The 12,652-nt window shown below is 58.0% G+C and carries 11 protein-coding genes; all 11 read left to right on the top strand.

The annotated features are described in order from the left end of the window. Window positions 1-183: 183 nt before the first annotated feature. The 11 genes from PHF15_RS15190 (at window position 184) to PHF15_RS15140 (ending at window position 12,636) form a co-directional block, all read left to right on the top strand. A complete protein-coding gene (locus tag PHF15_RS15190; RefSeq protein ID WP_300122406.1) occupies window positions 184-2,247 on the top strand; it encodes an RNB domain-containing ribonuclease in 2,064 nt (687 codons plus the stop codon). A gap of 2 nt (window positions 2,248-2,249) precedes the next feature. Beyond that, complete coding sequence (locus PHF15_RS15185; RefSeq protein WP_300122408.1) at window positions 2,250-3,101, top strand: TonB family protein; 852 nt, start codon at window positions 2,250-2,252, stop codon at window positions 3,099-3,101. A gap of 21 nt (window positions 3,102-3,122) precedes the next feature. Further along, window positions 3,123-3,965, top strand: a complete 843-nt coding sequence (aroE, locus tag PHF15_RS15180; protein ID WP_300122404.1) for a shikimate dehydrogenase — start codon at window positions 3,123-3,125, stop codon at window positions 3,963-3,965. Between the two features lie 4 nt (window positions 3,966-3,969). Next, window positions 3,970-4,743 carry a transglycosylase domain-containing protein gene (locus PHF15_RS15175; protein WP_300122401.1) on the top strand — a complete coding sequence of 258 codons (774 nt, stop codon included), beginning with the start codon at window positions 3,970-3,972 and terminating at the stop codon, window positions 4,741-4,743. Beyond that, window positions 4,740-5,414 carry a lysophospholipid acyltransferase family protein gene (locus PHF15_RS15170; protein ID WP_300122399.1) on the top strand — a complete coding sequence of 225 codons (675 nt, stop codon included), beginning with the start codon at window positions 4,740-4,742 and terminating at the stop codon, window positions 5,412-5,414. Before PHF15_RS15175 ends, PHF15_RS15170 begins: the two co-directional genes overlap by 4 nt. A 9-nt stretch (window positions 5,415-5,423) precedes the next feature. Then, window positions 5,424-6,413, top strand: coding sequence for a phosphatidate cytidylyltransferase (locus tag PHF15_RS15165; RefSeq protein ID WP_300122398.1), 990 nt, complete (start codon window positions 5,424-5,426; stop codon window positions 6,411-6,413). Continuing rightward, window positions 6,410-6,958 carry a crossover junction endodeoxyribonuclease RuvC gene (ruvC, locus tag PHF15_RS15160; protein ID WP_300122396.1) on the top strand — a complete coding sequence of 183 codons (549 nt, stop codon included), beginning with the start codon at window positions 6,410-6,412 and terminating at the stop codon, window positions 6,956-6,958. The genes PHF15_RS15165 and ruvC overlap by 4 nt, the downstream gene beginning before the upstream one ends. Window positions 6,959-7,232: 274 nt before the next feature. Continuing rightward, window positions 7,233-8,042, top strand: coding sequence for an ABC transporter permease (locus PHF15_RS15155; protein WP_300122394.1), 810 nt, complete (start codon window positions 7,233-7,235; stop codon window positions 8,040-8,042). After that, on the top strand, window positions 8,032-9,285 hold the full coding sequence (locus PHF15_RS15150; RefSeq protein ID WP_300122392.1) for an ABC transporter ATP-binding protein: 1,254 nt from the start codon (window positions 8,032-8,034) through the stop codon (window positions 9,283-9,285). The genes PHF15_RS15155 and PHF15_RS15150 overlap by 11 nt, the downstream gene beginning before the upstream one ends. A 26-nt stretch (window positions 9,286-9,311) precedes the next feature. Further along, window positions 9,312-10,862 (top strand): hypothetical protein, encoded by a 1,551-nt coding sequence (locus tag PHF15_RS15145; RefSeq protein WP_300122390.1) that lies wholly within the window; start codon window positions 9,312-9,314, stop codon window positions 10,860-10,862. Further along, window positions 10,855-12,636 carry a methyltransferase domain-containing protein gene (locus tag PHF15_RS15140; protein ID WP_300122388.1) on the top strand — a complete coding sequence of 594 codons (1,782 nt, stop codon included), beginning with the start codon at window positions 10,855-10,857 and terminating at the stop codon, window positions 12,634-12,636. The genes PHF15_RS15145 and PHF15_RS15140 overlap by 8 nt, the downstream gene beginning before the upstream one ends. The last annotated feature ends 16 nt before the right edge of the window (window positions 12,637-12,652 follow it).

Below are 12,652 nucleotides of genomic sequence, written 5' to 3'. Positions count from 1 at the left end.
AACATAAATGCCGTTAAACTTTTCCATGACCTGTCTCCTCGTTAATGGCTCTGTGTTACGAAGTTCTCCAACCTCGAAACATAACCCACGTTTACGAGGTTGGCAGGTCATCCATCATGTCTACAGGAAGTCCCTTCCACGGGGTGATGAATAGCCATGCGCAAGCCATGGGACAATTCGCCGATGTACTTATTATTTGAAGAAACCGGCAAGTTCCTGGCCGGGCGCATCCTCTCTGAAGCGGACACATCGGCACAGGTGGAGCTCGATTCGGGCAAGCGCGTCAAGGTCAAGTCGGCCAACATGCTGCTCAAGTTCGACAAACCCGCGCCGCATGAATTAATGACTGGCGCGCAGGCCGTGGCCGCCGCCATCGAGCTCGACATGGCCTGGGAATTTGCGCCCGAGGGCGATTTTGGCTTTGCCGAGCTGGCGCGCGACTATTTCTCGGATCACGCCACGCTGGAACAGCAAGCCGCCACGTTGATGGCGCTGTATGAGGCGCCGCACTACTTTCGCCGCGCCGGCAAGGGGCGCTTTAAAAAGGCGCCGGCCGACATCCTGGCTCAGGCGCTGGCCGCCATCGAGAAAAAGAAGCAGATCGCGCTGCAGATCGAAGCCTGGGTCAAGGAATTGAGTGAAGGCGTCTGCCCGCAGGCCATCCGCGACCAGCTTTACAAGATCCTGTTCAAACCCGACAAAAACGCGCCCGAGTACAAGGCTGTGGTCGAGGCCTCGCGTGCCACCCACTTAGGGCCGCTCGACCTGCTGATCAAGGCCGGCGCCATCGATTCGCCTTACCAGTTCCACTGGAAGCGCTTCCTGCTGGAAAACTTCCCCAAGGGAACGAGTTTTCCCAAGCTCGACGCACCGCTTATCAAGGACGAGCTGCCGCTGTCGACCGCGCGGGCTTTTTCGGTGGACGATTCCGCCACCACCGAGATCGACGACGCGCTGTCGGTGCAAGGCCTGGGCACGGGCACCGTGGTGATCGGCATCCACATTGCCGCGCCCGGCCTGGCCATCCAGCCCGGCAGTGCGGCCGACCTTCTGGGCCGCGCGCGCCTGTCCACGGTCTATATGCCGGGCTACAAGCTCACCATGCTGCCCGACGAGGTGGTGCAAAACTACACCCTGATGGAGGGGCGCGACTGCCCTGCGGTGTCGCTCTATGTGACGCTGGACGAAGCCACGCTGGAAATCAAGGCCTCCGAGACCAAGCTGGAGCGTGTGCACATCGGCGCCAATTTGCGCCACGACCAGCTCGATGCGGTGGTCACCCCTGAGTGGCTGCAAGACCCAACTTTCATGCACGACACGGACCCGCCGCCGCTGCAGCACAAACGTCCGCAGCTCTCGTTTTTGTACCGTCTGGCGCAAGACCTCAAGGCCAAACGCGAGGTGGTGCGCGGCAAGCCCGAAAACTTCAACCGGCCCGACTACAACTTCAGGCTGGTCGGCAACAACGGCGCCGAGCCGCAGGGCACCGAGCAGGTGCAAATCAGCGTGCGCCAGCGCGGCGCGCCACTCGATTTGATTGTGTCGGAAGCCATGATCCTGGCCAACAGCACTTGGGGCAGCTGGATGGCCGAGCTCGGCGTGCCCGGCATTTACCGCAGCCAGGCCAGCATGGCCCCGGGTGTCAAGGTGCGCATGGGCACCAAGGCATTGCCACATGCGGGAATCGGTGTCAAAAGTTATGCCTGGAGCAGCTCACCACTGCGCCGTTATGTGGACTTGCTCAACCAGTGGCAGATCATTGCCTGCGCGCGCCACGGCAAAACCGCCGCGCTGGTGGCGCCGTTCAAACCCAAGGACGCCGAGCTGTTCTCGATCATCTCCAGCTTTGACGCGGCCTACTTTGCCTACAACGGCTACCAGAACGCCATCGAGCGCTACTGGACGCTCAAATACGTGCAGCAGCAGGGCATCACCGAGATCGAGGCCGCCCTGTTCAAGGACAACCTGGTGCGCGCCGACCACCTGCCGCTGGTGCTGCCGGTGATGGGCGCGCAAGGGCTGCCGCGCGGCGCGCGGGTGCTTGTGAAGCTGGGCGACATCGACCTGGTGTCGCTCGACATCCACGGCACCGTGATCGAGCGCCTCGACGCCGAACCCGAGGTGTTCGATGCCGAAGAAGAGCAGGACGACGACACCGCAGTCGGTCCGATCACCATCGCCGTGGACCTGAGCGACGCCGACGCCGCCCCCAACCCGCCTCCAGCAGAGGTTGTCACCGCGCCGTGAAGCTGCTGCCGCTCAGTACCCTGCAGATCGCCCTGGGCGCCTCTATTGCGGTGCACGCGGCGCTGCTGACCGTGCGTCTGGTGGACCCCCAGGCTTTCAGCCGGGTGATGCAGGACAGTCCGCTCGAAGTCATTCTGGTCAATTCAGACACCCGCGAGCAGCCTGACAAGGCGCAGGCCATTGCCCAGGCCGCGCTGGCCGGCGGCGGCGAGGCAACATCGGGCCGTGCCAAAAGTCCGTTGCCGCCGGCCCTGCTCAACACTGACGGCCAGGACAAGGAACAGGAGCAGGAACGCCAGCAGCGAGAGCTGCAGGAGCGGCAACATCTGATGCTCTTGCAGGTCAAGAATCTGCTGGCCAAACTGCCGCCCGACGAGCCGAGTCAGGAAACGCTGAGCCCCGAGCAGGCGCAACGCGAGCAAAAGCAGAAACAGCTCGTCAAGCTGCTGGCCGAAATCGAGCGCCGCATCAACCTGGAAAACGCCCGCCCGAAAAAGCGCTACATCAGCCCGGCCACGCGCGAAGCGGTGTATGCGCTGTATTACGACCACTTGCGCCGCGCCATCGAAGAGCGGGGCACGCAGAATTTCCCGCAGGCCAACGGCCAGAAGCTGTATGGCGAACTGACCATGGTCGTTAACATCAACAGTGCCGGTGTCGTGCTCTCCACCGAAGTGGTGCAAAGCTCCGGCAACCCGATGCTGGACCGGCAGGCGCACGCCATCGCCAGCAGCGCCGGGCCCTTTGGCAAATTCAGCGCCGCCATGCGCCGCCAGGCCGATGAAATCGCCGTGGTGTCGCGCTTCAATTTCACGCGCGACGACACGCTGGAAACCAGACTCAACGCCCAATAATTCCCTGCCTCAATCCACCCAATGACCACCGACCTCTACTGCGTGATGGGCCACCCCGTGGCGCACAGCCGCTCGCCCTGGATCCACGGCCGTTTTGCCGAACTCACCGGCCAGCAGCTTCGCTACGACAAGCGCGAAATTGCGACCAGCGACTTTGCCCGCGGCGTGCAAGCCTTCATTGAAGAGGGCGGGCGCGGCTGCAACATCACCGTGCCGTTCAAATTCGAAGCGGCCAGGATTGCCACCCACATCAGCGCGCACGGCTTGCTGGCGCAGGCTTCGAATGTGCTGACCTTCAAGGACGGCCAGATTCTGGCCGACAACACCGATGGCAGCGGCCTGGTGGCCGACATCGAGCGCAATGCCGGCCTGCCGCTCAAGGGACTGCGCCTGCTGCTCATTGGCGCGGGTGGCGCCGCTGCCGGCGTGCTGGGGCCGCTGCTGCAAGCCGGCCCGGCGCACATCAGCGTGGCCAACCGCACACTGCACAAGGCCAGCGAACTGGTGGCGCGGCATCTAGCCCTGGCCGCGCGGCAAAGCACCGTGCTGCAAGCGCACACCTTGCACGAACTCAATGAATCTTTCGACGTCATCATCAATGCCACCACCACCAGCCTGAGCGGCGCGGGCGTGCCGGTCGACGCCCGCGTTTTGAAGCCCGGCGCGCTGGCCTACGACATGATGTACGGTCCCGGCGCGCAAGGCTTCATGAACTGGGCGCGCGCACATGGCGCCGTGCCGCGCGACGGCCTGGGGATGCTGGTGGAGCAAGCCGCAGAAGCTTTTTTGATCTGGCGCGGCGTGCGCCCGCCTTCTGGCCAGGTGCTGGCCGAGTTGCAGGCTGTCATTGCGGGCGGGCACTGAAACCATGAAGCCGTTTTTGCGCTGGCTCGGCCTGGTGGCAGTCGCCCTGTTGCTGCTGCAAATGTTTTTTGTGGCGCGCATTGCCGCCATGCTGGTGATCGACCCGCAATCCACCACCTTCGAGCGCTCCGAAGCCTGGCGTGTGGTCACACAGAAAGACGCATTGCGCTGGCGCCAGCAATGGGCGCCTTACGACAAGATATCCAACAACCTCAAGCGCGCGGTGATCGCCAGCGAGGATGACGGCTTTGCCAACCACGACGGCGTGGACTGGGACGCGATAGAGAAAGCCTGGCAAAAAAACACCCGGGCGGAAGAACTGGCAGCGCAGGCACAAGCGAGAAACGCCGCCAGGAACCAGTCCAAAGCGGCGGCCAAGACACCCTCGACCAGACCGGCAAAGGCACCCAAAATAGTGGGTGGCTCCACCATCACCCAGCAACTGGCCAAGAACCTGTTTTTATCGAAAGAACGCACATTTCTGCGCAAGGGGCAGGAATTCTTCCTCACGCTGCTTTTGGAGGCCGTGCTCAGCAAGGAGCGCATTCTGGAGATTTACCTCAACAGCGTCGAATGGGGCGAAGGCGTGTTCGGCGCCGAGGCGGCGTCCCTGCATTACTTTCGCAAATCCGCCGCCCAACTCAGCACGTATGAAGCCGCGCGGCTGGCGGTGATGCTGCCGCGCCCCAAGTATTTTGAAAAGCTTCCCAATTCAAGCTATGTGGCGGGCCGCGCCGGCATCATTGCGCGCCGTCTTGAAAGCGCCGAACTGCCATGAGCCCGGTGCCGCGCCTCCCGGAAAACTGGCGCAGCCGCGCTGCCACCTGGGCGTCGCCGCTGGCGGCCAGCGCCGTGGGCCTGTTTTTGCTGGGGCTCATCCGGGTGCTCACCGGTGCCCAGGCGCGCTGGTGGGGCTGCCCGCCCAAGGCCGAGCAACGCATCTACTTTGCCAACCACCAGAGCCACGCCGACCTGGTGATGATCTGGGCTGCCCTGCCCAAGGAGTTGCGCCGTAGCACCAGGGCGGTGGCGGCACGCGAATACTGGACCAAGTCGCCCGTCAGGCAATGGATCACCACGGCAGTGTTCAACGTGATCTACGTCTCGCGCGAGCGCCACGCGACCGAGGACCCGCTGGAGCCGCTCATCGACGCCCTGGCCGCGGGCGACTCGCTGATTTTGTTCCCCGAGGGCACGCGCGGCCATGCGGACGAGCCGCAGGCTTTCAAGGCCGGGCTCTACAACCTGGCACTCAAGTTCCCGCAAGTGGAGCTCATCCCGGCCTGGATCGCCAATGTGCAGCGCGTCATGCCCAAGGGCGAGGTGGTGCCGGTGCCGGTGCTGTGCTCGGTCACCTTTGGCGTGCCCATGCAAGTGCAGGCTGGCGAAGACTGCCACGCCTTTTTGCAGCGTGCCCGTAGCGCGGTCATGGCTCTTCGCGACATCTGAGGCCGAACCGTGTACCAGACCCTGAAAAACCTCAGTCCGTCGCAGCAGATCGGCGCCATGTTCGTGCTGGTGTTCGGCCTGCTGTTGCTGGCCTCGCTCACCTTGTTTTTATTGTCGATGCGCGAGCATGACGATGTACAGGAACAGCAAGGCCAGGGCGATCGCATTCAGAACCTGAGCGGCCTGCTGCGCACCAGCTGGGCGCTGATATTTGTGTTCTGGGTGGCCTGGCTGGCTGGCGACATCACGCGCCTGGTGCTGTTTGCGTTGGGTTCCTTTTTTGCGCTGCGCGAGTTCTTGACGCTGTCGCCGACGCGCCAGGGTGACCACCGCAGCCTGGTGCTGGCTTTTTTCGGGGTGTTGCCAATTCAGTATTTTCTGGTGGGCACCGAGCACTTCAACCTGTTCACCGTGTTCATCCCGGTCTATGTGTTTCTGGCGCTGCCGGTGGCCAGCGCGCTGGCCAACGACCCGGTGCGCTTTTTGGAGCGCAACGCCAAGCTGCAGTGGGGCATCATGGTCTGCATTTACGGCATGAGCCATGTGCCGGCCCTGATGCTGCTGGACTTTCCGCGCTACGACAAGCAAAACGCCTTTCTGGTGCTGTTTCTGGTGCTGGTGGTGCAAACCTGCATGGTCACGCAGCACCTGACGGCCCGCTACCGGCCACGCCCCCCTGCGGCAGCACAGATCAGCCAGAGTTTCAATTGGCAAAGCTGGGCTTGGGGCATGGCGGCGGGCAGTCTGCTGGGCACCCTGCTGGCGGGCATCACACCCTTTGTGCCGGGCCAGGCCTTTGCCCTGTCATTCATCGCCTGCGCGGCGGGCTCGCTCGGGCATCTGGTCATGAAAGCCCTCAAGCGCGACCGCGGCATCCCGATCTGGCAAGGCCAGGGTAAAGCGGTCACCGGAGCCGGTGGTATGCTCGACCGCATCGACTCGCTTTGCTTTGCCGCGCCGGTGTTCTTTCATTCGGCGCGCTGGTATTTCGATTTATGAGAATCCTCGGCATCGACCCCGGCCTGCGTACCACCGGTTTTGGCGTGGTGGACGTGAGCGGCTCCGAGCTGAGCTACGTGGCGAGCGGCACCATCAGCACCACGCACCTCGACAAAGACCTGCTGCCCGAGCGCCTCAAGGTGCTGTTCGACGGCATTCGCGAAGTGGTGGCGCGCTACGAGCCCGATGCATCGTCCATCGAGATCGTGTTTGTCAATGTCAACCCGCAATCCACGCTGCTGCTGGGCCAGGCGCGCGGTGCCGCCATTACCGCGCTGGTGTCATCAGACTTGCCGGTGTCGCAATACACCGCCCTGCAGATGAAACAGGCCGTGGTGGGCTGGGGCCGCGCCAGCAAAGGCCAGGTTCAGGAGATGGTCAAGCGCCTGCTGAACCTGCCCGGCCTGCCCGGCCCCGACGCTGCCGACGCGCTGGGCCTGGCCATCACCCACGCCCACGCCCACAAAGCCATGGCCCGGCTGGCACTGGCCGACGGCGTGATTGGCGCGGGCAAGGGGAAATACAAGGCGGGACGGAGCCGGTAAGCGTGTAAGATTCAAATTAAAAACAGCCCGTGAATACTGCTCCGAAAATGTCCTGGAGAAATAATGCGATTAGCAACTGAAGAGCAATCAACCATCAGCGAGACCATTCGCCGGGCTGACAGAGAGGCGCAGATATACCTGTTTGTTTCGCGTGTGGACTTATGACACGGGAAAAGATTGAACTTCTGCTAGAAGAACGGTTTGGCCCGCACCTCGCCGCGGGTCACCTGGGCTATTCGCTTGAGAGATGCCAAGACTTCCCGGAATGATCACGGTGACCATCGGCACATTCAACCCACTGCGCATCTGGTCGGACGTGTGGCGGCACCGTTACCTGCTTGGCCAACTCATCAAGCGCGATGTGCTGCTGCGCTACCGGGGCGCCATGTTTGGCGTGCTGTGGATTTTTCTTAGCCCGCTGTTCATGCTGATTATTTTTGCCTTCGTCTTCGGCCAGATATTCCAGGCGCGCTGGCCGCAACAAGACAGCGGCCTGCCGTTCTGGCTGCTGCTCTACTGCGGCCTCATTACTTTCAACATCTTCGCCGAAACGGTGTCACGCGCGCCGGGCGCTGTGCGTGGTTACCCCAGCTTTGTCAAGAAGATCATCTTCCCGGTGCACATCCTGCCAGTGGTGCCGCTTGGCGCGGCCCTGGTGCATGGCAGCTTCAACTTTCTGATTTTGCTGGTTGCGCTGGCTTATATGGGCAAGCTTCAGGGCCAGGTGCTGCTTTTCCCGTTGCTGCTGCTGCCTGCCTTGCTACTTGGCCTGGGGCTGTCGTGGTTTGTGGCAGCATGGGGCGTATTCATCAAGGACATGACCCAGATCGTGCCGATGTTCGTGCAAATGCTGATGTTCATGTCGCCCGTGTTTTACCCGGTAAGCGCCGTGCCAGCCGTGTTGCAACCGGTCTATCACTACAACCCCCTGAGCGCCGTGATCGAAGCCAGCCGCGCCGCCGTCACCGGCCAGCCGATTGCATGGGGTGCCTGGGGCATCACCTTTGTCTTGTGTTTGGTGGGTGCAATGCTGGGTTATGCCTTCTTTCAGCATAGTCGGGAGGAATTTGCTGATGCGCTCTGATGTTGTGATTTCGGTCAAAAACCTGACTAAAACCTACCGGATCTTTGGCCACCCTGGGGACCGCATCAAGCAGGCACTGACTTTTGGACAAAAGCAGTTTCACAAAGAATTCACTGCCTTGAAGGATGTCTCGTTCGAGATCAAAAAAGGTGAAACCGTTGGCATCATCGGACGCAACGGGTCCGGGAAAAGCACGCTGTTGCAATTGGTTTGCGGCATTCTCAAACCAACCTCGGGCTCTGTGGAAGTCAACGGCCGAATTTCTGCGTTGCTTGAATTGGGTGCCGGCTTTAATCCGGAATTCACCGGTCGGGAGAATGTGTATTTTCAGGGGGCAGTGCTAGGCATCTCCAAGGAAGAGATGGTGCTTCGCTTCGACGACATCGCGGCATTTGCTGACATCGGCGAGTTCATTGATCAGCCGGTGCGAACCTACTCAAGCGGAATGTTCGTCAGGCTGGCGTTTGCGGTGGCCATCCATGTGGATCCACAAATCCTGGTTGTTGACGAGGCTCTTGCCGTTGGGGATGCAATTTTTCAGGCAAAGTGCTTTCAGCACATCAAATCCATTCAGAAAGCGGGTGGTTCAATCCTTCTGGTGACTCATGTACTGGAGCAGGTTGGTCACTTCTGTGATCGCGTTCTCATCCTGGACGGCGGCAACCTGCTTGCCGATGGCAATGCTTCAGAAACACTCACGTTATACACAAAGAAGGCGCTAAACCCAGAGAGACATCCCTTGGATAGCCGTGCCTTAGACGATCCATTTTCATCACACTCGTTCTACAACGCAAAAGAAACCCGTTGGGGTGACCGCGCCGCAGTCATCACGGATGCCTGTTTGATCCAAAACAAATTGACTGATCCAGAAGTTTTTTCTTCTGGACTGAAAATAGAGCTGACGATCAAGGTGATATTCCGTGATGCTGTCGATCAACCGGTCTATGGTCTCACCATCAAGACCGCTGACGGCGCACAACTCTTCACGATGAATTCACGTCAATCGCCCTCAGCTTCACCTTTCAGGTCTCAGAAAGCTGGCAATCTTGTAAAGGTATGCTTTCGCTTTCAGCCCTTTCTCGATTCTGGAGATTACTTGATTTCTGTTGGTGTGGCCGGTGACACTGAAAGCGGCCTCGTGCCCCACGACCGGCGCTACGATTCAATCTTCCTGCGGATCGCTCATCCGATGACATCGTCAGGCGAGATTGCGATGAATCCATCTGTCCACATTCTGGATTGACGCATCTTCCCTTTCAAACAAATTTAATGCCTCGAAGTACCGTCTTTGATCGGGATTTCCTGCAAACAATGGCCTTGGCCATCTTTGTTGTCACTGCCTTATTCACATGGCAGGGTCGCACTGGGTTCAACCTGTGGGATGAGGGCTTTCTCTGGTACGGTGCCCAGCGGGTCGTGCTGGGTGAGGTGCCTGTTCGCGACTTCATGTCTTACGATCCCGGTCGCTACTATTGGTCAGCAACTCTAATGAGCCTATGGGGCAACAACGGCATCATGACCTTGAGAGGTGCTGTTGCCATATTTCAGGCAATGGGATTATTTGTCGGCCTCTTGTTGATAGCCCGCGCTACAAAAAAGCAGAGCTTCCTATATTTGTTGCTATCCGCCGTGACCCTGGCCGTGTGGATGTTTCCCCGCCATAAGCTGTTTGACATCTCGCTGTCCATTTTCTTGATTGGCGTATTGACTTTTCTGGTTCAAAACCCGTCAATCAGACGCCATTTTTTGACCGGTCTATGTGTCGGCATCGTAGCAACTTTTGGACGAAACCATGGCGTTTACGCCCTTGCGGGAAGCCTTGCAGTCATGTGCTGGTTGAGCATCAAGCGAACTGAAGTTCCAGAATTATTCAAGTGCTTTACATATTGGGCACTCGGAGTTGCTACCGGCTACGCCCCGATACTGATCATGGTGCTATTGGTTCCAGGCTTTGCCGTCGGATTTTGGGACAGCATCCGCTTCATGTTTGAGATGAAGGCGACGAATATCCCACTTCCAATCCCTTGGCCTTGGCGCGTGAATTTCAACTCAATGTCGCCTGGCGATGCAGCTCGTGGTGTCCTGATTGGCCTGTTTTTTATCGCCACTGTCGTTTTTGGCGTGCTAAGCATCGCTTGGGCAGTCTGGCAGAAAATGCATGCCAAACAAGTCTCACCGACACTGGTAGCAGCAGCATCCCTGGCGCTACCCTACGCCCATTACGCATACTCTCGGGCCGATGTGGGCCATCTCGCGCTTGGAATTTTCCCGTTGCTGGTCGGTTGCCTGGTTCTTCTGGCCGCCCAGCACGCCAAAATCAAGTGGTCTCTGTCGCTCATTTTGTGCGCTGCGAGCCTATGGGTATCGCTCATAGCGCATCCAGGCTGGCAATGTCACATCAGCAAACAATGTGTCGATGTCGAAATATCCAGCAATATGCTCCAGGTTGATCCAGGTACAGCCAATGACATTGGACTGCTTCGTAAGTTGGCTCAACAGTATGCGCCAGATGATCAAGCTTTTATCGCCACACCTTTTTGGCCGGGGGCTTACGCGCTACTCGAACGTAAATCTCCGATGTGGGAAATTTATGCACTACTCCCGGTTTCGCAGTCCTTTGAGCGAGCTGAGATAGACCGCCTAAGAAAAGCCAAACCTGCATTCGCTTTCGTTTACGATCTGCCGCTGGATGGGCGTGAAGAATTGCGGTTCAGGAACACGCATCCGCTGACCCATCAATATATTCTGGATAACTTCGAGCCACTCCAAAATTTGTCTCATCAGGCCTATCAAATTTATAAGGCAAAAGTAGGTGACTAAAAACTACCAGTTCGATCCAGTCCAGCGGATATGGGCCAAGCCCGGCACAAGCACACTCACGTACTCGGATGGTGATGAAAACGAGGAGTATCTTTTCTCTGTCATAACCAATGCCAAAGATGTCAGCGCCAATTCCCCAGAGTTGGCTTCTGCCATAAAGGATTGGCCCAGCGAATACCACCTGAGCCCCGTTCGACACAACTTGCTGCGCCCTTTTACGCTCGGGCCGTCAGACCACATTCTGGAACTGGGTTGCGGATGTGGTGCGATGACGCGCTATTTGGGGGAGACCGGGGCGAAAGTCGTCGCTGTTGAAGGTAGTCGACGTCGTGCGGCCATTGCAGCAGCACGTTGTCGTGATCTGCCGAATGTTTCGGTGTACTGCGACAATCTAATCGAATTTCAAGCAGACGAAGCATTCAATTTCGTCACGCTAATCGGCGTGCTGGAGTACTCAAATCAGTTCATCGCTGGACCTGACCCAGTATGTGCCTGTTTGGAAAAAGCTGGGGGATTTCTTGCCAAAGATGGCGCACTGGTTGTGGCCATCGAGAATCAACTTGGCCTAAAGTATTTCAACGGATGCAACGAAGACCATGTAGGCATTCCTTATTTTGGCATCAATGGCCTATACCGTAATTGCGATCCAGTGACGTTTGGTAGACATGCATTAGCGGCAAAATTCAGAGAATCAGGCTTTTCAGTCCTTGATTTTTTCTATCCTTTTCCTGATTACAAGCTACCGGGGGCGATTCTGAGTGAGGCAAGTTTGCACGACCATCGTCTCAACATTGCGGATTTACTGATTCACTACACAGGACGGGATTACCCTGAAACCCATCAGCGCGCCTTTTCCGAGGGTCTAGCATGGAGAGCAGTACTCGAAAATGGATTGCTCCCTGACTTGGCCAACTCGTTTGTCATCTTCGCCCGCGTGACTGATGGGACATTACGAGCCACAAACTGGTTGGCGAAAATCTATAACCGCAATAATCGCCGGCTATGCTATCAAGTCGAAACTAGCATCGTTCCCGGAAACCAGGGCGAATTGAACGTGGTCAAACGCCGACTTTTCCCCGATGCGCCTTTACCGCACACAGCCTGGTTGCAACATTCAGTCAACGCCTCCCAGTACTTTACCGGTAATCTTTTGATTGGGCGTATTCAGGCGACGATTGCGCGCGAAGCGAGCGTAGACGAGATAGCTGGATGTTTTGCACCGTGGCTCAATTTTTTGCGCGGCAACGCAGAAAAAACAACCGACAGATTGCCAGGTCATTTTGTCGACTGTATACCGTCTAACCTAGTCTGTTGCACCGATACCAGCCTGCGCTATATCGATGCAGAGTGGGTATGTCACGACTCCATCACCTTGGCTTGGATCATAGTGCGCGGCATTTATCATTCACTCGATGGTTGCCTTGAAAATTACAATACCATTCATTTCACTTATCGGCAATTGATCGAAAAAATTGCTTCACTCAATGGCTTCAAACTCACCGACGCGGATCTCGTTTTGGCCAATCACTACGAAAAGCAACTGGCCGACCAGGTTTTAGGCTCGGGCAGCGGTCCCATCAGTCTTGAAGAAGCGCTTGAGTCTAAAGTTGTGGGCTTTTATCGTGCTGCTAGAAACATCGCAGAATTGCGTCGCTCCCATGCCGAAAATGAGCAAGAAGTTGCCCGCATTAAATCCACCATTTCATGGCAGGTTACCAAGCCTTTCCGTTTTTTCTCTTTTTTGTGGCGCGCACTCAAAAAACAATTTCAATAGCGTATGGCCTGAAAAC

The sequence above is a fragment of the Rhodoferax sp. genome, assembly GCF_028689295.1.
GTDB lineage: Bacteria > Pseudomonadota > Gammaproteobacteria > Burkholderiales > Burkholderiaceae_C > Rhodoferax.
Note: the sequence above shows the minus strand (reverse complement) of the source record. Positions and strands in the feature narration are given on the sequence as shown.

What these genes read in the sequence shown, in the direction of transcription:
- PHF15_RS15145 (WP_300122390.1), top strand. Translation starts at nt 9,312, where the DNA reads ATGCCTCGAAGTACCGTCTTTGATCGGGATTTCCTGCAAACAATGGCC.
- PHF15_RS15170 (WP_300122399.1), top strand. Translation starts at nt 4,740, where the DNA reads ATGAGCCCGGTGCCGCGCCTCCCGGAAAACTGGCGCAGCCGCGCTGCC.
- ruvC (WP_300122396.1), top strand. Translation starts at nt 6,410, where the DNA reads ATGAGAATCCTCGGCATCGACCCCGGCCTGCGTACCACCGGTTTTGGC.
- PHF15_RS15150 (WP_300122392.1), top strand. Translation starts at nt 8,032, where the DNA reads ATGCGCTCTGATGTTGTGATTTCGGTCAAAAACCTGACTAAAACCTAC.
- PHF15_RS15190 (WP_300122406.1), top strand. Translation starts at nt 184, where the DNA reads ATGTACTTATTATTTGAAGAAACCGGCAAGTTCCTGGCCGGGCGCATC.
- aroE (WP_300122404.1), top strand. Translation starts at nt 3,123, where the DNA reads ATGACCACCGACCTCTACTGCGTGATGGGCCACCCCGTGGCGCACAGC.
- PHF15_RS15175 (WP_300122401.1), top strand. Translation starts at nt 3,970, where the DNA reads ATGAAGCCGTTTTTGCGCTGGCTCGGCCTGGTGGCAGTCGCCCTGTTG.